The following is a 20,930-nucleotide window of genomic DNA, read 5'->3' as shown; positions in this document are numbered from 1 at the left end:
ATACAGATGGGTAATACTTATAAATTGAGCCTTAAAGTACGTCTAATTATTATTCTACGGTAACACTGAAGGTTGCCGTAAAATCTGTTGAACCACCGGCACCACTTAATGTACCATCGTTTGGTTTTGTTGGTTCATGTCTTAACACTACCTGTAATGTTCCGTATCCTGCATCACCTGTATCCAAATCAAAAGAAAGACCTAAATCATTTCCGTCATCATCGGTATCTAAATTGTATACATCAATTATAGCACCGGTATACACATATACCAACTGATGTTCGGTATTTTCTCCTTCAACCTCTTCGGTAATATCCTCTACAGGATCTTCGGTTACATTTGAAAAAGTTACGCTTCCACTATAGGTAGCGTTTGCGACTAAATTTCCAGAAACGGTAATTTCAGGTTCAATAGGGCCATCTCCGTCTGAATCTTCCGATTTTAGTGTAATTGCTGTCCCTCCATCATCGGGGGTAAGAGTTACCGTCATGGTAGTTATGGTTTCCTCTTCATTTACTTCTTCTGGATCGTTATCGTCATCTGAACATGATGCAAGAACAATTCCAGCAAATGCCAGCATTGATAATAGTTTAATGGTTTTCATAATGTAAATTAAAATTAATAATTGAGTTTAAATTGTAATATGATATTTCTGCCCAGATCATCAGCAAAATATCGTAATCTATTTAGGTAGTCCCTGTAAGAAACATCCAAAATATTGGTTCCTATCAGACTAACAGTCAATGTACTTTTATCAAAATTAAAATCCATACTACTGTTTAAGGACAATATATGATAAGCCGCTGGGGCAGAATTAATCTCTAAAAGCACATCTTCTCCTTGCTCGGGGGAGTATACGTATATGTCGGCGGGCGTTTCGTTTTGTTTAAACACGTATTTACTTTCCAGGCCAACCTCAAAGTTTTTCCACGGCGTGTTATACGAAACCTTGTTTCTAATGTTTGCTGCCGGTATGTTGATAAGCGGTTCATCGTCACTTGTGTCCTTTCCCTTTGTCAACGAAAATTTATGGTCTGTTTTCCAGTGGCTTGTCCAGTTTGAATACAGAGATAGGTCTAGACCTAAAATTCGGGCATTGGTCTGATGGTATTCCCAAACCGGGAATGCCCCTCTAACAGTATATTCGACATCCGTTGGCTCCAAGTAAATAAAATCGTTGATGAAATTAGCATAAGGTTCCAAGGTATATCCCCATTTCTCACCTTGGTTAGATATGGATAGAGAAACTTTATGTGATGTTTCGCTATTAATTCTTAGATCCCCTAATTCTATCCTCGCTGCAGAGTGGTGCAATCCGTCACTGAACAATTCAGATGCATTTGGTGCCCTGTTCGCCAAGGCGTAGTTGAAACTGATGGTATTTTGGTTGTCAGGTCTATATTTGAGCCCCAAAGTACCGGAAACATTGTGATAATCAAAAACAGGGTTGGTCAAGTATTGTGAACTTCCCGTTTCACGGATAATTATGTCGTTAAAGTCCTCATCATAGCCGCGCTCTTCCCACCTTGAGGTTTTATAATATTTTTTAGCATCGATCTTGCTATAATCGTAACGTATTCCGGTATCAAAATTCCAACCGTTCCCAAAATCGAACTGCATTACGGCAAAGGCCCCGGCATCTGTTTTTTCATAATCAGGAATAAGTCTTCTAACACCAGTATCCGGATTCGCGAAATTATCTTGATACCTTCCCATTAAACCAAAAGTCAATTTATAACCTGAATTCGAATCAAGCTTAAAGTCTGTAGATAGGGTGTGAGTGGTTAATTTAAGATCAATAGAAGGTTTGTATTTGTCGTCTCCCGTTCTTATATCATATTCATACCGTCTATTGCTCTGAAAATCGTATTGTACATTCAGTTTTCCTAGACCTTCGAATCTTTTATAATATTTGAATTTTCCCAAATGGTGGGTAACTTCTTGTCTTGGGCTGGAAATATTATATGAAAAAGGTTCAATAACCGTGGGCTGGTCATCGTTTATGGCCCTGATCAAATCATCTACACTTCCAATATGTGATGCAGAAAGAATACCAATTTCGGTGTTGAAATAGGAGTAACTACCCCGCCATCCGGTGGTAAAATTCTCTTTACCAAGATGAAGAGAAGCTCCAATTTCATTAACTCCGGTATTAGACAGTATATAATCTGGCGCTTCTAGATCTCCCAATTTCTTATATGAGGCCTGTCCTTTTACAAACCACCCATTTTTATAGGTTTTTACCAAATCGGTATTTACTTTGCCCCCTCGACCGTTCAAGATGCCTGTCAGAATGGTTTTTCCAAAGAGCGAATCTTTCTTTTCAAATCTATTTTGTTCGATTACAATAACACCGCCTATGGCATCACCTCCATACTGAAGGGCAGAGGCCCCTTTGATAACAGAAATAGAACCTGCTGCATTAACATCTACATTTGGTGCATGCTCCGCTCCCCATTCCATGTCTTGCATGCGTACACCATTGTTAAGAACTAAGACCCTACTTCCCGAGAGACCGTGAATGGTGGGTTTTACAATATTGGCTCCCGTATTTAAAGAAGAAATTCCATTGATTTCTTTTAAGGCATCTCCCAAACTAGCGCTTCCGAAATGTTCAATGGTTTTTACATCTAAAGTCTCTTCTAAAGCCGAGTTGGTTTTAGTTGCCTTATTGCCAACAACCTTTACCTCTTCAAGCTCTTCTATATGATGTTCTAGGGATATATCTAGTTCTAAAGAGGTCTCCAGCTCAACTGTCATAAAAGCCGTTTGGCATTCAGGGTGGTAAATCTCCAATTCATAAGTGCCATCACAAAGATCAGGTATTTTAAAAAAGCCTTTCTCGTCCGTATAATAAACCACATCCCTATTACCGGCAATGGTAATGGAAGCACCTACTAAAACGGTCTTATCGTGATAATCTGATACTGTTCCGCTAATGACACCGTTACACTTTTGGGCTTCAACCGTAAATTGAACCAATGTTATAGCTAACATGATAAACCATGTCCTCATAAATTATAAAAGATGTTAAGTGAATATTAAACCCCTAAAATAGGTTCTTGGGTTGCTTTTACGAAAGCATAGAAGGCGGAGGTCTGGAAAAATAAGAATAAACACTCTTGTCAGAGTCAAAAGTCTGTTCATTGATATCAAAGGACTGTTCAAACCAAACAAGAATTATTTCTGGCTCAAAGACTACCGTATCGGCCTGAAAAAAATCCACTTTTTGCATGTCCATTGCCAAGGCACAAATCATGCATTTTTCTATACGGTTTTCTTTTTCTCCTTGGTGAGTAACAAAATGCAATGAAGATACCTTGATGAAAATCAAAGTCGCCAAAAAGAAAAAGCTCAGAATTTTTTTCCAATTACCCATAGCTACCACAAATCTAGCAATTTGCAAAGGTTATTAAAGTTAAAAAAGCCTTAATTAAAAAGAAACCCGAGGCCAAGCCTCGTTAGCATTTTCTTTTCTATGTTCCAGAAAAACTTGAATTGACCGAATAACCAACCATAAATTACCAAGAGAATTTGATAGAACGGAAAAATGAGCATGATCCGAAGTGCCCAATATAGTATTGGCCCCCACCACGAGTCAGAAAAATTTTGCGCCTCTAAACCTATAAAGCTCAAGAATGGTTTTGCTACATAAACGGACGAAGAACCGGTTATGGCGAATACAATAAAAATAATGATTAACTGAAAATTACTGGTTATGCCCCAACGTTCTTTTAATTTCTCCATTTTCTTATAAAAAAGCCAAAGATACTTTTTTAGATTCTAGGAATAAAGGGCCCTAAGCGCTGATTGTATTTTCTTTGAAAATAAATAAAGTAATTGTAGAGTTTGTAATTGACATCGTAACCATAATCTATATTGGGATCGTAATTGATTTGTTGTTCATACAGACTTGGATCGTACCTTTGTGGCTGAATTACCCGTTGGTTCCATTCTAAGACCATTAACCGGTTTCTGTTTTCCATGAACGATTGGGAGTAATAGCCTTTTGGTCTTGCTATGGAATTTAGCCAAGTGTTGAAGCCTGGTTCTATAATTATGATCTCATATTCCACTTCTTCATTGGAAATAGCTATGGTATCGCCCTTTGCCAGTTCAAATGCCTGTGCTTCTTTTTCGGAAATGGACAGGGTATTTTTAGATGCGGAGCAATAAGCGAGTAGCCCCGTCATGGTTAATAAACCAATAACTTTAATTAAAGATTTCATATTATTAAGATACAAAAAAAAGCCGTTTGAAATTTCAAACGGCTCTTGTTAATTATGGTTAAGATATCTTATTTTCCGAATAATCCGCCCAATAGGCCTCCAATACCACCACTTTTTTTATTGCTGCCCATTACCATACCTGCTACGTCGTCTAAGATGCTACCATCGCCATCGGCATCCAATAGGGTAGTGATCAAGCTTTGGTTTTCTTGTGGTTGTCCGCCTAGCATACTGCCAAGCAAAGCGTTCATACCCGAAGAATCACTTACGTTACTTTGAGATGTTTGTTTGCCTAGAAAGCCCATTACTATAGGGGCGGCTATTTTCATGATCTGTGATACAGAGCCTGCATCCAAACCGGATTTTTGACTCAAGGTGTTTTCTACCACAGGTTGTTTATCGCCAAAAACGTGTCCTAAAATTCCGGCACCATCCTGTACAACCGAATCATCTACGCCTCCTTGAAACAAACCGCCAAGGTTATCCAAAATGCTACCATCGTGTTTGCTCGATAACGCACTCATCAATCCTTCCGCTCCATCTGAAGTGGAAACATTCTTTTTCATTGCTCCTAAAAGTAATGGCATGGCCATACTTAAAACATCTGCAGTTTTGCTTTCGGGTTGATTTGTTTGCCCGGCTACACCGCTAATTAATTGCTTGCCCATTGGGCTATTTAATAAATCTAATAATCCTGCCATTTTATAGTTAATTTAATGTTTAGTCCGTTAAAGTACGAAAACTGCAGTTAAAATTGGTAAACCAATGCTTATTTTAGGCGTGAAATGATTTGTTCTGCCAATTCTACACCAATTCTATCCTGTGCCTCTTCCGTAGCGGCCCCAATGTGAGGTGTCAACGAAATTTTTGGATGCATAAGTATTTTTATCTCAGGATTTGGCTCTGATTCGTATACGTCCATACCGGCAAAAGAGATTTTATTACTTTCCAAAGCGGCAACCAGGGCAACCTCATCAATAACACCTCCTCGGGCGGCATTGATAATACCAACACCATCTTTCATCATGTCAAATTCCTTTTTGCCGAGCACATATTCATTTTGAAAAGGCACATGAACCGTTATAAAATCTGCTTCTTTGAGCAAAAGTTCCTTTTCCGTGTTTTGTAGTTTAAAAGAAACTGATTGTCCATCAAAAAAGGGTAGTGCTAGCTCTACGGCATCTAATTGTGGATCATGATAGATTACATTCATTCCCACGCCTATAGCCAATTTTGCCGTTGCTTGTCCAATTCTTCCAAAACCTATTATACCCAAGGTCTTGCCTCTAAGCTCTTTTCCTTTTCCGTATGATTTTTTCAATTGTTTGAATCTACTATCACCTTCTAAGGGCATATTTCTATTGGCATCGTATAAAAAACGGACACCACCGTATAAATGTGCAAAAACCAGTTCGGCTACAGATTCTGACGATGCCGCGGGTGTGTTGATTACATGAATACCTTTACTTTCGGCATAAGCTACATCTATATTATCCATACCAACACCACCACGTCCTATTAATTTAAGCTTCGGACATGCGTCGATAACATCTTTTTTAACCTTGGTAGCACTACGAACCAATAGGCCTACAACATCGTTATCGTTAATATAATTGGCAAGTTGCTGTTGTGCCACCGTAGTGGTCAAAACTTGAAAACCGTTTTTTTCTAGAAGCGAAATACCACTTTCCGATATTCCGTCATTCGCTAGTATTTTCATTTTTTTTATGCTTTGCGTTCCATCTCACTCATTACATCTACCAAAACACCTACGCTGTCCAAAGGTAGCGCATTGTACATGCTGGCCCTGTAACCACCAATAGACCTATGTCCGTTCAATCCGTTAATACCGGCTTCTTTCAACATTTCCTCAAAGGTAGATTTAAGTCCCTCATCCGTTAAATTAAAGGTGGCGTTCATAATAGAACGGTCTTCTTTATTGGCATAACCTTCAAATACGGGGTTTAGGTCTATTTCAGAATATAATAATTGAGCTTTCTTTTCATTTATTTCCTCAATGGCGGAAATTCCTCCCAAATTCTTCAGCCATTCTAGTGTTAACATAGAAGTGTATACGGCAAATACAGGAGGTGTGTTAAACATACTGTCTTTAGAAACGTGCAGTTTGTAGTCTAACATAGAGGGTATTTGTCGGGAGACTTTTCCTAGTATTTCTTCTTTAACGACAACCAATGTTGTTCCAGCGGGCCCCATATTTTTTTGAGCTCCGGCGTAAATAAGGTCAAATTGTGAAAAATCAAGCTTTCTTGAAAAAATATCCGAACTCATATCGCATACCAAGGGCGCATCTGTAGTAGGAAATTTTTTGAATTGCGTACCGTATATTGTGTTGTTAGAGGTTAGGTGAAGGTAGTCTAGCCCGTCTGGAACGGAGTAGCCCTTTGGAATGTATTTGAAATTTTCATCTTTAGAAGAACCAACCTCTACTATTTCACCGAACAATTTAGCTTCTTTAATGGCCTTGTCGCTCCAGGTACCGGTATTTAAATACCCTGCTTTTGTTTCCAAAAGGTTATAGGCGACCATTAAAAATTCTAAACTGGCCCCACCTTGAAGAAATAATGCATGATATCCTTTACCTTCAAGGTCCAAAAGTTCTATGACCAATGATCTAGCTTTTTCCATGATTTCCACAAAGTCTTTACTACGATGTGATATTTCTACCAAAGAAAGTCCCGAGCCGTTCAAATCCATTACGGCTTCCGAGGCTTTTAATAAAACTTCTTTTGGCAAGATACATGGGCCTGCACTAAAATTATGCTTCTTCATTTTATTTTAATTAAGGGGGCAAAGGTCTATATTTTCTGCGAAATGGCCGTTGTTGAAATCAAATTATTCTAGGATGTTCTCAACAAGAATTCAACAGTGTCTACACCATCGGCATAATCCCAAAGCTCCGGTTTTTGTGTATTTCCAAATGGTACGGCGTTTTCAGTAACGTTGTTGCCTACGACACATTGGATCTTATCGGTGTCTTTGTTAAGCTTCTTCTTTAAAGAAGATTCAGAATCATAATATTCATAGAATACGGATGCAATGGGCGAGGCGTAACTTTCATCCTCTTTTAAGACCAAAAAGCCATTGTCTAAAAACTTAAACTCACTCATTAAATAAACGGCCTTGTTATAATCGTAGTTGTTGGCATACTTGGTCTCGTTTATAATGTCTTTGTAATCATAGATGGCTTTGTAGAAGTTGTCAAAGTCGTAACCATGCGGCACTAACAGCTTAGACACACTTCTGCAGCCTAGTCCGTAATATCTAAAAATATCTTCGCCGAGCAATTGTAATTCTTTCTTTGACTCTGTTCCTTTGAGAATAGCCACTGAATTTCTGTTTTTTCTAATGATATGCGGTTTTTTTCCGAAATAGTACTCAAAATATCTAGCGGTATTGTTACTTCCGGTAGCTATTACAGCATCAAAATCTCCACCTAAATTGTCGGAAAACTCAATTTTGTCACCTAAACTAGGGTCTAAATGAGTTAGGTATTCAGAAATTAAAGGTATAAGCAGTTTGTCGTTGCTAGAAAGTTTTACTAAAGCGGTATTACCTGTAATCAATACTGAAAGAAAATCATGGAATCCGACCAATGGAATATTGCCGGCCATGATAATGGCTACTTTTTTATGTTGGTTTTGTTGTGTGTCGTATTGTGACACCCATGCTCCTAACTTCTCTTTAGTCAATACTTTGGACCATTCTCGGAACGCATGGGCAATATTTTCTTGGGTAAACCAGCCGTTATGGTGATAGGCCCGTGCTACAATATCTGTAAACCTATTAACCCAAGGGTCATTATTTTCTACGATATTTTGGTCAGAATTGGTAAAATCACAAAATGTTCTTAGAAATTCTCCAAGTTTAACAAAAGCTTCTATACTTTGATTGTGTTGTGCCATTATATTTGTAAACTAGTTTAGTAGAGATTACTTTTGTGCAAAAGTACGGATACTGATTAAAAAGAAAGCTGAAAATAAATCACTGAATTATGAGTTTGGTTTAAGGACAGCTTACTATTAAAAAAAAGAATATGGCAATTATTATAACCGATGAATGTATAAATTGTGGGGCATGTGAACCGGAATGCCCTAATACGGCTATTTATGAAGGAGCGGATGAATGGCGTTATTCGGACGGAACCTCTTTAAAAGGTGATGTAGTGTTACCGAACGGAAAAGCCGTAAATGCCGATGAAGTTCAGGATCCCATCAGTGATGAAGTCTATTACATAGCACCCGATAAATGTACTGAATGCAAAGGGTTTCATGAAGAGCCCCAATGTGCGGCCGTATGCCCTGTTGATTGCTGTGTGCCAGACGAGGACCACGTTGAGTCAGAAGAGACCTTATTGGCCAAACAGGCATTTATGCACGGCGAAGAATAGATAAACATTCTAAAAATTAGTGGGCCCCAACAGTATTGTTGGGGCCTTTTTTATTTAATCGATCTTGAAAAATATCTATAATTTAATGGTATATGCAATATTATTCTTTAATGTTGGCACTCTTATAATTGTAGATATTATCTTTGCAGCCAAATTTGATAGGCTGGTTAACACTTTTGCCTTAAATCCATAATATAAAGAATGAAAGCAGGTATCGTAGGATTGCCAAATGTAGGTAAATCAACCCTTTTTAATTGTTTGTCCAATGCCAAGGCCCAGAGTGCAAACTTTCCGTTTTGTACCATAGAACCTAATATCGGTGTAGTGAACGTACCCGACAATAGATTGGAAAAATTGGAAGAATTGGTAAATCCGGAAAGGGTGCTACCGGCAACTGTAGAGATTGTAGATATCGCAGGTCTTGTGAAGGGAGCTAGTAAAGGAGAAGGGCTTGGGAATCAGTTTTTAGGCAATATTAGGGAAACCGACGCTATTTTGCATGTGTTAAGATGTTTCGACAATGATAATATTGTGCATGTGGATGGTAGCGTAGACCCAATACGTGATAAGGAAACCATTGATATGGAGTTGCAGCTGAAAGATTTGGAGACCGTAGACAAAAAGTTGGATAAGGTAAAAAGAGCAGCCAAAACGGGTAACAAGGAAGCTCAGAAAGAAGAAGCGGTCTTAATGGCAATAAAAACAGGTTTGGAAGCAGGAACATCTGTAAGGGCCATTGATATCTCTGAAGAGGATAGACAAGAATTTGTAAGGCCATTACAGTTCATTACAGATAAGCCGGTTATGTACGTATGTAATGTTGATGAAGAATCGGCCACATCCGGAAATGCATATGTTGAAAAGGTGAAAGCTGCCGTAGCCAATGAAAATGCGGAAGTTATCTTCTTGGCAGTGGGTACCGAAGCGGATATTACGGAATTGGAGACATATGAAGAAAGGCAAATGTTCTTAGAGGATTTGGGCTTGGAAGAACCAGGTTCCGCCAAATTGATAAGGGGCGCCTATAAGTTGCTGAATTTAGAAACATATTTTACCGCCGGTGTCAAAGAGGTAAGGGCTTGGACCATTCCCGTAGGAGCTACCGCGCCACAGGCCGCCGGAGTAATACATACCGATTTTGAGAAAGGATTTATTCGTGCAGAAGTTATTGGTTATGAGGATTTTGTGAAATATGGTAGTGAAGCCAAAGTTAAAGAAGCGGGTAAAATGCGGGTAGAAGGTAAAGAATACATTGTAAAAGATGGCGACATAATGCATTTCAGGTTTAACGTGTAAACCATAGAAAATATCAACAATAGATAATATTCTATTGTTAATTACTTTACGTGATAGGGGTTTTTTCTTTATGTTAGTCGTGCTATCTTTAGCAACACTTTCATAAATTTTAGTTAAATGTCCCAAGAATCTCAGTATACAGAAGATAACATACGCTCGCTTGATTGGAAAGAACATATCCGATTGCGTCCGGGTATGTATATTGGTAAGTTAGGTGACGGGTCGTCCGCAGATGATGGAATCTACATTCTTTTGAAGGAAGTCATCGATAACTGTATCGATGAGTTTGTAATGGGGGCCGGCAAGACCATCGAGATCAGTATAAAGGACAAGGTCGTTAAAGTACGCGACTATGGTCGAGGAATTCCACTTGGTAAAGTTGTGGACGTGGTCTCTAAAATGAATACGGGAGGTAAGTACGACAGTCGTGCGTTTAAAAAGTCCGTAGGTTTAAATGGAGTAGGTACAAAAGCGGTGAACGCCCTTTCTAGCTTTTTTGAAGTGCAATCTTCAAGAGACAACCAAATAAAAACCGCGCAGTTTAGTTTTGGTAATCTTGAAAAGGAAGAGGGACCTGTAGAGACTTCAAAAAGAAAGGGAACCAAGGTAACTTTTATACCGGACGAAAGTATCTTTAAAAACTATAAATACCGTAATGAGTATGTGGAACGCATGCTCAAGAATTACGTTTACTTGAATCCTGGGCTTACTATTGTTTTCAACGGTGAAAAATTTCATTCAGAAAATGGATTAAAGGATTTGCTGGAGGACAACAATAACGTAGAAGATATGCTCTATCCTGTTATTCATTTGAAAGGAGAGGATATTGAAGTTGCCATTACACATAGCAAAACCCAGTATAGCGAAGAATACCACTCTTTTGTAAATGGTCAGCACACTACGCAAGGTGGAACCCACCAAGCAGCATTTAGAGAAGCGATCGTGAAGACCGTTCGTGATTTCTACGGTAAAAACTATGACGCTTCCGATATTAGAAAATCTATTATATCCGCTATTTCCATAAAGGTAATGGAGCCTGTATTCGAAAGTCAGACCAAAACAAAACTGGGCTCTACCGATATGGGAGGAAATTTTCCGACCGTAAGAACCTACATTAATGATTTTGTAGGTAAGTACCTGGACAACTACTTACATAAGAACCCCGAAACCGCCGATAAGCTTCAGCGCAAGATTATTATGGCGGAAAAAGAGCGGAAAGAATTGTCGGGTATTCGTAAACTGGCAAGAGACCGTGCAAAGAAAGCAAGCCTTCATAATAAGAAATTAAGGGATTGCAGGGTTCATCTAGGCGATATGAAAAAAGATAATCGCTTAGACAGCACCCTATTTATAACAGAGGGGGATTCCGCGTCGGGATCTATTACAAAATCAAGAGATGTAAATACGCAAGCCGTATTTAGTCTTAGAGGTAAGCCATTGAACTCTTACGGTATGTCGAAGAAAATCGTATACGAGAATGAGGAGTTCAATCTTTTGCAGGCGGCACTTAATATTGAAGAGTCCATGGAGGACCTAAGGTATAACAATATCGTAATCGCTACCGATGCAGATGTCGACGGAATGCATATTCGTTTGTTGTTAATTACCTTTTTTCTACAATTTTTTCCAGAATTGATAAAAGAGAATCACTTGTATATTCTCCAGACTCCTTTGTTTAGGGTTCGTAACAAAAAGGAAACTATTTATTGTTATAGCGATGAGGAAAGGCAAATGGCTATAAACAAGTTATCGGGCAAGCCGGAAATTACTAGATTTAAGGGGTTGGGTGAAATATCTCCGGACGAATTTAAATATTTTATCGGGGATGATATCAGGTTAGAGCCCGTGATGCTGGACAAGGCCATGTCCATAGAAGAACTGTTGAGTTTTTATATGGGCAAAAATACGCCGGATCGACAAGAATTTATCATAGAGAACCTTAAAGTAGAAATTGACCTCATAGAGGAAAATCAATTATAAATCAAGTAAATAAGATTGTTTCTGAATGGAAGAAAATGAAGAGTTGAACGACGAACAGAACGAAAATCTATCTGCTGGTCAACAACCAACCAACGAAGATAAGTCCGAAGCCTTGACCAGGGTTACGGGCATGTATAAAGATTGGTTTCTTGACTATGCTTCCTATGTAATCTTAGAACGCGCCGTGCCGGCCATAGAAGACGGTTTTAAACCTGTGCAGCGTAGAATAATGCATGCTTTAAAAGAGTTGGACGACGGGCGTTACAATAAAGTTGCGAACGTAGTTGGGCACACAATGCAGTACCACCCCCATGGTGACGCAAGTATTGCCGATGCAATGGTGCAGATAGGCCAAAAAGATTTACTTATAGATACACAGGGTAACTGGGGTAATATATTAACAGGGGATAGGGCTGCCGCGTCAAGATATATTGAGGCCAGGCTTTCTAAATTTGCATTAGAAGTAGTTTTTAGCCCTAAGATTACCGAGTGGCAGATGTCTTATGACGGACGTAAAAAAGAACCGGTTAACCTACCCGTTAAATTTCCATTGCTATTGGCCCAAGGGGCCGAAGGAATCGCAGTAGGACTTTCGACGAAGATTCTTCCTCATAATTTTTGCGAACTCATCGATGCTTCCATTAAGCATTTAAAAGGGCAAAGATTTAAATTGTATCCAGATTTTCCTACTGCAGGTATCATAGATATCAGCAACTATAACGATGGTTTAAGAGGAGGAAAGGTAAGGGTAAGAGCTAAAATATCTCAACTAGATAAAAATACGCTGGTTATCAACGAGATACCATACGGCACTAATACCTCTTCTTTAATTGATTCTATCTTAAAGGCGAATGATAAAGGGAAGATTAAAATAAAGAAAATAGAGGATAATACTGCTGCCGAAGTTGAGATACTGGTGCATTTACCGTCCGGAATTTCTCCGGACAAAACCATTGATGCATTGTATGCCTTTACGGCTTGTGAATCTTCTATATCACCTCTTGGTTGTATTATTGAGGATAATAAACCTTTGTTTATCGGAGTCACAGAAATGCTGCAGCGTTCTACCGATGCTACGGTAGAGCTGTTGAAACAAGAATTGGAGATACAATTGGGCGAGCTCGAGGAACAATGGCATTCCGCATCTCTAGAGCGTATTTTTATAGAGAATAGAATATATCGTGATATTGAGGAGGAAGAAACGTGGGAAGGTGTAATATTGGCGATAGATAAAGGTTTAAAACCTCATACAAAGCATTTAAGAAGAGCTGTTACGAACGATGACATTGTTAAGCTTACCGAGATACGGATTAAAAGAATTTCCAAATTCGACCTAGATAAGGCCCAACAGCACTTAGATTCCCTAGAAGAAAAGATTGCAGAAGTAAAGCATCATTTGGAGCATTTGGTCGATTTTGCCATTGACTATTTCAAAAACTTAAAGGAAAAGTACGGAAAAGGTAGGGAGCGAAAATCGGAAATACGTGTATTCGATGATATCGAGGCTACCAAAGTTGTTATCAGAAATACAAAGCTATATGTCAATAGGGAAGAGGGTTTTGTAGGTACTTCGCTGAGAAGAGATGAATATGTTACCGACTGTAGTGATATAGACGATATTATAGTCTTTACCAAAGACGGTAAAATGCAGATAACAAAAGTGGATACCAAGACCTTTATAGGTAAAAACATAATCCATGTAGCCGTTTTCAAGAAAAAAGACAAAAGAACCACCTATAACCTAATCTACAAAAGCGGTAAAGGTGGCCCCACTTATATAAAACGTTTTAACGTAACCTCGGTTACTAGAGATAAGCCCTATGATTTAACGGCGGGTGCACCCAATTCTCAAGTGTTGTATTTTTCGGCCAACCCTAATGGAGAGGCCGAAGTGGTGACCGTTAATCTTCGCCAAGTGGGTAGTATCAAGAAATTGAAATGGGATGTGGATTTTGCCGATGTACTTATCAAAGGACGGGGGTCCAAGGGGAATATAGTTACAAAATATACCGTAAAACGTATAGATTTAAAAGAAAAGGGGGTATCTACCTTAAAGCCTAGAAAAATATGGTTCGACGATGTGGTGCGCAGATTAAATGTGGATGGTAGAGGTGAACTTATTGGAGAGTTTAAAGGGGAGGACCTTTTATTGGTAATTACACAAAAAGGTATCGTAAAAACCATTTCGCCCGACTTAACCACACATTTTGACGAAGACATGATCGTTTTGGAAAAATGGAACCCCAACAAACCTATTTCCGCTATTTATTGGGAAGGGGAAAAAGAACGTTATTACGTTAAACGTTTCTTAGTAGAAAATGAAAACAAGGAAGAACTGTTTATTTCTGAACATCCAAAATCTTATTTAGAAATTGTTTCTACGGATTGGAGGCCAGTAGTGGAAATTGAATTTCCGAAACCAAGAGGGAAACAGGCTAAAGAAAGTTTAAATATTGAAATTGAGGATTTTATAGCGATTAAGGGAATTAAAGCTTTAGGTAATCAATTGATTACAGAAAAGGTTAAAAATATTAATTTGTTAGATCCATTGCCTTACGAGGAAGAAGTTCCTGAGCAAACCGAGGATATAGAAGTAGTGGATGAGGAAAATGTTTCCTCCACAGATAATAAACCAAAAATGTCAAATACACCTCCAAAAATGGATGGGGGTGAAGAGGAAGATGACGAAGGTCAAATAACGCTATTTTAAAGTTTGCTCGCGGTAGCTCTTAGGATTAAAAACAACCGATCGAAAGTAATGGTATGTAAATATGGTTATAGATGAATTTCTTGACTTCAGGGAGATGTTGTGCCAATTGGTAGAGTATATTTTTGAAGAAGTGAATAAATTTATAATTTTATAAGGCTTATAATTCTATAAGGACTAATTATCATAGAAACCTTACATTGGAGTCTTTTATAACTATCTTTATCGAAATTTAATTTTTTTGATGGATTTAACAAACCCTTTTATTTACGGTATTCCCTGCTTTATAGCTTTTATTTTATTAGAAATCACATACAGTCATACACATGGCGATGAAGATTTATATGTATGGAAAGATTTCTTGGCCAGTGGGGTAATGGGAATTGGATCCGCTATTCTAGGGCCGTTGATCAAGGTCACGGTTTTAATTGTAGTGTTTAATTTTACCTACGATTTGTTCAATCCGCTGGTAGATGGCGTAAGAACCAATATAATGGGGTATAAATCTTTTGGGTATGAATGGTATATATTTTTATTATGTCAATTGGCCGATGATTTTACCTACTATTGGTTTCATAGGGCCAACCATGAGATTCGCATATTGTGGGCGGCGCATATAGTACATCATTCTTCAGATCATTTTAATTTAGGTACTGCCATTAGAAATGGATGGTTTACCTTATTGTACAAACCATTCTTTTATATGTGGATGCCTGCTATCGGTTTTCCTGTAGAAGTGGTTATATTCTGTTTGGCTATTGAGTCTTTTTGGCAATTTCAGCTACATAGCCAATATGTGCCAAAAATGGGGTGGATAGAAAAAATATTCAATACACATACCATGCATCAGGTGCACCATGCGCAGAATGTTGAATACTTAGATAAGAACCACGGTGGTTTCCTAAATATTTTTGACAAAATGTTCGGTACCTGGAAAGAGTTGGATGATGATGTAGAGGTTAAATTTGGAGTTATTCATGCTCCGGAGTCATATAATCCAATTGTTATTTTGACTCACGAATTCAAGGATATATGGGCAGATGTAAAGAAAGTAGATAAGCTTTCTCATAAACTGATGTATATTTTTGGACCTCCGGGATGGAGCCATGATGGCAGCACAATGACCGTAAAACAACAGCAACGGTTATTTGAAGAGCAAAAGAGCGCCAACCCGGAAGTAGCCTTTAATAGGCCAAATTGATCCAAATTACATTTCCCAGCCTTTTCGGTATTCTCGGCCGACAAATTGATTTGCTTCCTCTAAATTGGTGATTCTCATATTTTCACCATCCCAAAGGAGTTTTTTGCGTGCGTAGAAGTCCATTTGACCTTGTTCGTTTTCCTTTTGCAGCATATAGCTTCTAATTGCCAAGTTGCCCATTAATACGGTCTCTGTCATTGGTCCCGCATAATCAAAGGAAGATGTTAGGCCTAAATGCTCTTCGCTTCCAAAACCTGCTTTACAAGCATCTACCCATTTACGTTGGTGTCCGTATTCGGGTTCTGAATTTTCTTCAACTTCAGGCCCAAATTCCGTAGTGCCATCATTAAGATATAACTTGGGCATCAAGGGGGAGCTGTCGTTTATATTGGTCGAGATAATACCTTTTTCTCCAATAATCAATACACCATTAGCGCTATTTTTTCCGCCGATATCATCATTGGCAGGAATTATATCTGGGTGTGCCGGTCTTATTCCACCATCGCTCCAGGTCATTTCTATTGGTGATTTGGATTTGTCGGTTGCATCAAATTTTAAAGTAATAAAAGAAGAGGGGGGGCATCCTTCTGGATAATAATCCGGGGTCCACATCTTTGTGTAAACAGATCCGACGCTACATTCTGCTGCGGTTGGATACTTTAAGTTTAATGTTCTAAAAGGGATGTCCACTAAATGGCATCCTACATCTCCTAGGGCGCCAGTTCCAAAGTCCCACCAGCCCCTCCAGTTAAATGGATGTAAATTAGGTGTGTAAGGTCTGTCCGTGGCCGGCCCTAGCCATAAATCCCAATTAAAGTCCTTGGGTTTTAGGCTGTCATCAGGTTTTGGCATTTGAATACCCTGTGGCCATACAGGTCTGTTGGTCCATATTTGTACTTTAGAAATAGGGCCTATAGCATCATTGTCTATCCATTTTTGCACCATTCCTAAAAGAGGGTTGGAGCCACCCTGATTACCCATTTGACTTACAATTTTGTGAGTTCTGGCCATTTCTGTAAGCTTTCTGGCTTCACGAATGTTATGGGTCATTGGTTTTTGAACATAAACATGTATGCCTCTTTCCATAGCGTATTTGGCAGCAGGGCCATGAACGTGGTCCGGAGTCGAAATGGTAACAGCATCAATGTTCTTTTTCTTGTCCAGCATCACCCTAAAATCATTATAGAGCTTAGCTTTGGGAAAAGCTTCGACAGCTTTAGAAGCGGACCCGGAAAAGTCTACATCGCACAGAGCGGCGACCCGTTCCCTTCCATTTACGGATGCGTTGGTTATATCGCTAAAACCTTTACCTCCCGCACCAATTGCGGCTAAATTTAAACGGTCGCTTGGAGCAACGAAGCCTTGGCCGCCAAGCACGTGTCTTGGAACAATAATAATAGATGAAGCAATAGCTCCTTTCTTGACAAAAGACCTACGGCTAATCGTTTTTTGTTTTTTTTTCTGATTTTTCATTTTAAATGTATGGTTGTTATAAATTATGGTTTCGGGGAATTGTTTGTTTTCTTTTGAAGATAAGAATTAATTGCGCTTAAAAAAGACCCAAACTGTGACATATGCATAAATTCTATTAAAATTCAAGAATTTTCATTCCATCGCAAGGTGTAAATTAAGAATAGTGTAAAGGGTACCTCACAAAAAGATTCGTAGGGAAATTTAAATTGATGATGTTTTAGGCCTAAGGGGTGGTCTTGATGCTAGGGCGTGTGTAAACGTTAAAATCTATGAGGTGGTTTTAAAAGATGTTACAAATAGGTTATTCTGCTTTATAAGCGGTTCCTGTTTTTACTATTTGCGGACGATTGGGGTCTTTTATCGCGGTTTTATATTCAAAAGTATAAGAGCTGTCCGTAGTGCTAATTATTTTGTAGTGGATGCCTACTTTACTTTTTAAGTCTTGGAGTACAAACTCACAATCGTTGATCCATCTAACGGTAGAGCTGTCTATTTGGTCATCAAAATAGTCTACACTGTATTTTTCGTTCCTTACAAACCTTGCGGTTTTTGCGGTATCCCCAATCTTATAATTGAAAATGAACTCGCCTGTTCTATAATCTGCGCAGTTTCTTTTTGGTTCGTAACAAGAGGCTAAAAGACTTAATAAAAAACCGACAAAAATTATCCTTTTAAACATGTTTGCAAATTAATCAAAAAAGGAGTGATCTTAAAAAAATCGATCAAAATAATATAGATTCTCAAGAGGGTTTTTGGTGGTATTCTTCAAAAGTGCCGTCACTATACAATACAATGACTTTTTGAGAATGTTTGTTGTGGGCTGTCTTTTCAATTTTTGTTTCAACGGGTGGTTTCTTTTGGTCGGGCAGGGTGGTTTCCTTGTAGGGAAATGTTCCTTTTCCGTACAATAACCAATATAGATTTACTTCCGAAAAAGCTTCGACCACCTTCATGACAAATTCTAAACTGGGCTTGTTTCTTCCCTTTAGTAGGTGAGAGATACTTGAACGGGGGACATTAATTTTATCGGCAAAAGACGATGCCGACAGCTCGTAATAATCAAGCATTTTTTCTATCCTTTTAACTATGTTTTCCATCTCAATCATTGTATACAAAGTTATACAAACAAATGATAATGATACATAAAAGACTTGAAATATCATTACAAAATTTAAATATAAACTATAGGTAAAATAACTTAAAACATTGAATATAAGTAATTTGTGTGTATGTGGTTTAAAATTGTATATTTGTATATAAAAACTAGTTTAGTATATATGGGAGTTGTTTACAATTGTAACATTATATCATAGTATTTTTGTGGCTCTTATAAATTAACAATGTTAGATTACTCACAATATTCACAAGTAAAGGTCCAAGATGTAATGGGGCGTTATGTGACGAATTCACATATCATAGACTTCTTAAAACAATTGGACGCTTCTTTTGGTTTAGAGACCATAGGTTCTTCTGAAAATGGATTGCCAATATATGGGTTAACCGTAGGTAGTGGTAAAAAGAAAATATTCATGTGGTCGCAAATGCACGGCAATGAATCTACCACTACAAAAGCTGTTTTGGATTTATTGAATTTCTTTCAAATGGGGTCTGAAGAGGCCAAAACTATTTTAAAGGAATTCACTATAAAGATTATACCAATATTAAATCCTGATGGAGCACAAGCTTACACCAGGTTTAATGCAAATGGGGTTGATCTAAATAGGGATGCTCAAAAACGAACTCAAAAAGAAAGTTTGGTGCTTAGAAAAACGTTCAACGATTTTAGACCAAATTTTTGTTTCAACCTTCATGATCAAAGAACCATCTTTAATGTTGGCAACGATGACAAACCTGCTACGGTCGCTTTTTTGGCTCCGGCCTTTGACTATGATAGAAACAATTCTCCGACACGTAAAAAAAGTATGCAGATTATTGCGGCAATGAATAAAACGTTACAGAATATTATTCCGGGGCAAGTCGCAAGGTTTGATGATTCTTTTAATCCTAATTGTATAGGTGATGCCTTTCAAATGAAAAAAACACCTACAATACTGTTTGAAGCCGGACATTATCAAGAAGATTATGAAAGGGAAAGAACTAGGGAGTTTATTTATTATGCCCTTCGAACCGCGATCAAAACAATACAGGAAGATAGTCTGTCAGAATATAGTGTGGAGGATTATATGGCCATTTCAGAAAATAAAAAGCTATTTTTTGATATTGTGCTGTTAAATGCCTCGGAGATTGATAAAACATTGAATAAAAATGAATGTATAGGAGTGCTTTACAAAGAAGTGCTCAAGGACAATAAAATTGCATTTGAGCCCAAGATCGAGAAAAAAGGTTTTAAACCGAATAGTTTTTTTGGACATAAAATGGTAGATTGCTTAGTAAGTGAAGACTTAAAATGGCTGGAATCCAACAAAATTATTGACTTGGTTTCACCAAAAATACCGTAGATATGTATTGAAGACTTGCATTATCTACACAATAAATCAAGTTTTACTATAATTCTTTTTAATATTTTTTATTTTTGCACAAAATTAATCAAGCATGGGAAAAGTTAAATTAGACGAAATTGACCACCAGATTCTGGATATGTTAATTGATAATACCAGAACTCCTTTTACAGATATTGCAAAAAAACTTTTAATTTCAGCAGGAACAGTCCATGTGAGGGTTAAAAAGATGGAAGAGGCGGGTATCATTAAAGGTTCGTCACTTACTTTGGATTACGTAAAGTTGGGGTATGCTTTTATTGCTTACGTTGGAATTTTCCTTGAAAAAACGCATCAGACAAAATTTGTTTTAGAAAGGTTAAACCAGATTCCTAACGTTACTATCGCACACATTACAACCGGAAAGTTTAATATTTTCTGTAAAATACGTGCAAAGGATACTACACACGCCAAAAACATCATATTTAAAATAGATGATATCGATGGTATAAGTAGAACCGAGACAATGATATCTTTGGAGGAAAGTTTTAATGACAAAAAACGATTGATGCATACAATTTTTAACGAATTGTAATCAAATGAAAAGTTATATGAAAGCCCGGTCATTTTACGATTGGGCTTTTTTTGTTGCAAAAAAATGAAATCAAGGTTATGAGAAAATCAGAATTACAAAATGTAGGTGCCACTTATTTTTATGAAACGTATCTAAATGCCCTAGAAGATGTAAATCTAATGGATGCCTTGTATGATGGTAGAGAACGGTTCATAGAATTTATAAACGAATTGCCTCCAGAAAAACTTGGATTTGCCTATGCGGACCAGAAATGGACTATTGCAGAAGTTTTGTTACATATTATAGATACAGAACGTATTTTTCAATATCGGGCATTCAGGTTTTCTAGAAACGATAAAACGGCATTACCGGGTTTTGATCAAGATGCCTATATATTGGAAAGTGATAGCCTGACAAGAAAAAAAGAAGATATTCTTGCCGAATACCTTACGGTCAGAAACTCGACCATTTCCCTTTTTAAGAACATGACAAACGAACAATTGAAAAGGGTTGGTACCGCGAGTGATATGCCTTGGAGTGTTGCCACCATAGGCTTTGTTATCAGTGGGCACCAAAAACATCATGCAAATATTCTAAATGAAAGATATTTGTAGGTAAAAGAAT

20 protein-coding genes are annotated in these 20,930 nt (G+C 37.9%); 8 read left to right on the top strand and 12 right to left on the bottom strand.

Annotated elements, in window-relative coordinates; all coding sequences use genetic code 11:
• Positions 1-49 precede the first annotated feature (49 nt).
• The 9 genes from J8L85_RS12290 to J8L85_RS12250 all read right to left on the bottom strand — a co-directional run bounded on the left by J8L85_RS12290 (position 50) and on the right by J8L85_RS12250 (position 8,152).
• Entirely contained in the window at positions 50-604 is a 555-nt protein-coding gene (locus J8L85_RS12290) for a type 1 periplasmic binding fold superfamily protein (protein WP_211017622.1), read from the bottom strand.
• 14 nt (positions 605-618) lie between these two features.
• Complete coding sequence (locus J8L85_RS12285) at positions 619-2,997, bottom strand: TonB-dependent receptor (RefSeq protein ID WP_247656649.1); 2,379 nt, start codon at positions 2,995-2,997, stop codon at positions 619-621.
• Between the two features lie 76 nt (positions 2,998-3,073).
• Positions 3,074-3,406 carry a hypothetical protein gene (locus J8L85_RS12280; RefSeq protein ID WP_211017620.1) on the bottom strand — a complete coding sequence of 111 codons (333 nt, stop codon included), beginning with the start codon at positions 3,404-3,406 and terminating at the stop codon, positions 3,074-3,076.
• A gap of 23 nt (positions 3,407-3,429) precedes the next feature.
• Positions 3,430-3,747 carry a DUF6787 family protein gene (locus tag J8L85_RS12275; protein ID WP_211017619.1) on the bottom strand — a complete coding sequence of 106 codons (318 nt, stop codon included), beginning with the start codon at positions 3,745-3,747 and terminating at the stop codon, positions 3,430-3,432.
• A 29-nt stretch (positions 3,748-3,776) separates the two neighbouring features.
• On the bottom strand, positions 3,777-4,229 hold the full coding sequence (locus J8L85_RS12270; RefSeq protein WP_211017618.1) for a DUF6146 family protein: 453 nt from the start codon (positions 4,227-4,229) through the stop codon (positions 3,777-3,779).
• Between the two features lie 68 nt (positions 4,230-4,297).
• On the bottom strand, positions 4,298-4,930 hold the full coding sequence (locus J8L85_RS12265) for a DUF937 domain-containing protein (RefSeq protein WP_211017616.1): 633 nt from the start codon (positions 4,928-4,930) through the stop codon (positions 4,298-4,300).
• A gap of 68 nt (positions 4,931-4,998) precedes the next feature.
• On the bottom strand, positions 4,999-5,949 hold the full coding sequence (locus J8L85_RS12260; protein ID WP_211017614.1) for a D-2-hydroxyacid dehydrogenase: 951 nt from the start codon (positions 5,947-5,949) through the stop codon (positions 4,999-5,001).
• Between the two features lie 5 nt (positions 5,950-5,954).
• Positions 5,955-7,019: a 3-phosphoserine/phosphohydroxythreonine transaminase gene (gene serC, locus J8L85_RS12255; RefSeq protein WP_211017612.1), complete on the bottom strand. Its 1,065-nt coding sequence runs from the start codon at positions 7,017-7,019 to the stop codon at positions 5,955-5,957.
• Between the two features lie 68 nt (positions 7,020-7,087).
• Positions 7,088-8,152 carry an acyl-CoA reductase gene (locus J8L85_RS12250; RefSeq protein WP_211017610.1) on the bottom strand — a complete coding sequence of 355 codons (1,065 nt, stop codon included), beginning with the start codon at positions 8,150-8,152 and terminating at the stop codon, positions 7,088-7,090.
• A 131-nt stretch (positions 8,153-8,283) separates the two neighbouring features.
• Between J8L85_RS12250 and J8L85_RS12245 the strand changes: the two genes are divergently transcribed.
• From J8L85_RS12245 to J8L85_RS12225, 5 genes are all read left to right on the top strand, one after another.
• On the top strand, positions 8,284-8,637 hold the full coding sequence (locus J8L85_RS12245) for a 4Fe-4S dicluster domain-containing protein (protein ID WP_211017609.1): 354 nt from the start codon (positions 8,284-8,286) through the stop codon (positions 8,635-8,637).
• A gap of 201 nt (positions 8,638-8,838) precedes the next feature.
• Positions 8,839-9,933 (top strand): redox-regulated ATPase YchF, encoded by a 1,095-nt coding sequence (gene ychF, locus J8L85_RS12240; RefSeq protein WP_211017608.1) that lies wholly within the window; start codon positions 8,839-8,841, stop codon positions 9,931-9,933.
• Between the two features lie 117 nt (positions 9,934-10,050).
• Positions 10,051-11,913 (top strand): DNA topoisomerase IV subunit B, encoded by a 1,863-nt coding sequence (locus tag J8L85_RS12235; protein ID WP_211017607.1) that lies wholly within the window; start codon positions 10,051-10,053, stop codon positions 11,911-11,913.
• 25 nt (positions 11,914-11,938) lie between these two features.
• Entirely contained in the window at positions 11,939-14,623 is a 2,685-nt protein-coding gene (locus J8L85_RS12230; RefSeq protein ID WP_211017606.1) for a DNA gyrase/topoisomerase IV subunit A, read from the top strand.
• A gap of 241 nt (positions 14,624-14,864) precedes the next feature.
• Positions 14,865-15,821, top strand: coding sequence for a sterol desaturase family protein (locus tag J8L85_RS12225; protein ID WP_211017605.1), 957 nt, complete (start codon positions 14,865-14,867; stop codon positions 15,819-15,821).
• A gap of 6 nt (positions 15,822-15,827) precedes the next feature.
• Here the strand turns inward: J8L85_RS12225 and J8L85_RS12220 are convergent, their stop codons facing one another.
• The 3 genes from J8L85_RS12220 to J8L85_RS12210 all read right to left on the bottom strand — a co-directional run bounded on the left by J8L85_RS12220 (position 15,828) and on the right by J8L85_RS12210 (position 18,391).
• The gene (locus J8L85_RS12220) at positions 15,828-17,294 is read right to left on the bottom strand and encodes a Gfo/Idh/MocA family oxidoreductase (RefSeq protein ID WP_211017604.1); all 1,467 of its coding nucleotides are present in this window, start codon (positions 17,292-17,294) and stop codon (positions 15,828-15,830) included.
• A 301-nt stretch (positions 17,295-17,595) separates the two neighbouring features.
• A complete protein-coding gene (locus tag J8L85_RS12215) occupies positions 17,596-17,973 on the bottom strand; it encodes a hypothetical protein (RefSeq protein ID WP_211017602.1) in 378 nt (125 codons plus the stop codon).
• A gap of 61 nt (positions 17,974-18,034) precedes the next feature.
• Positions 18,035-18,391 (bottom strand): helix-turn-helix transcriptional regulator, encoded by a 357-nt coding sequence (locus J8L85_RS12210; protein WP_348771754.1) that lies wholly within the window; start codon positions 18,389-18,391, stop codon positions 18,035-18,037.
• A gap of 243 nt (positions 18,392-18,634) precedes the next feature.
• Between J8L85_RS12210 and J8L85_RS12205 the strand changes: the two genes are divergently transcribed.
• The 3 genes from J8L85_RS12205 (at position 18,635) to J8L85_RS12195 (ending at position 20,920) form a co-directional block, all read left to right on the top strand.
• Positions 18,635-19,753, top strand: a complete 1,119-nt coding sequence (locus tag J8L85_RS12205) for a M14 metallopeptidase family protein (protein ID WP_211017599.1) — start codon at positions 18,635-18,637, stop codon at positions 19,751-19,753.
• Between the two features lie 94 nt (positions 19,754-19,847).
• Positions 19,848-20,327, top strand: a complete 480-nt coding sequence (locus J8L85_RS12200; protein WP_027066901.1) for a winged helix-turn-helix transcriptional regulator — start codon at positions 19,848-19,850, stop codon at positions 20,325-20,327.
• 77 nt (positions 20,328-20,404) lie between these two features.
• Positions 20,405-20,920: a DinB family protein gene (locus tag J8L85_RS12195; protein WP_211017598.1), complete on the top strand. Its 516-nt coding sequence runs from the start codon at positions 20,405-20,407 to the stop codon at positions 20,918-20,920.
• Positions 20,921-20,930: the final 10 nt, after the last annotated feature.

Source organism: Maribacter sp. MMG018, from assembly GCF_018100785.1.
Taxonomy (GTDB): Bacteria; Bacteroidota; Bacteroidia; order Flavobacteriales; family Flavobacteriaceae; genus Maribacter.
Note: the sequence above shows the minus strand (reverse complement) of the source record. Positions and strands in the feature narration are given on the sequence as shown.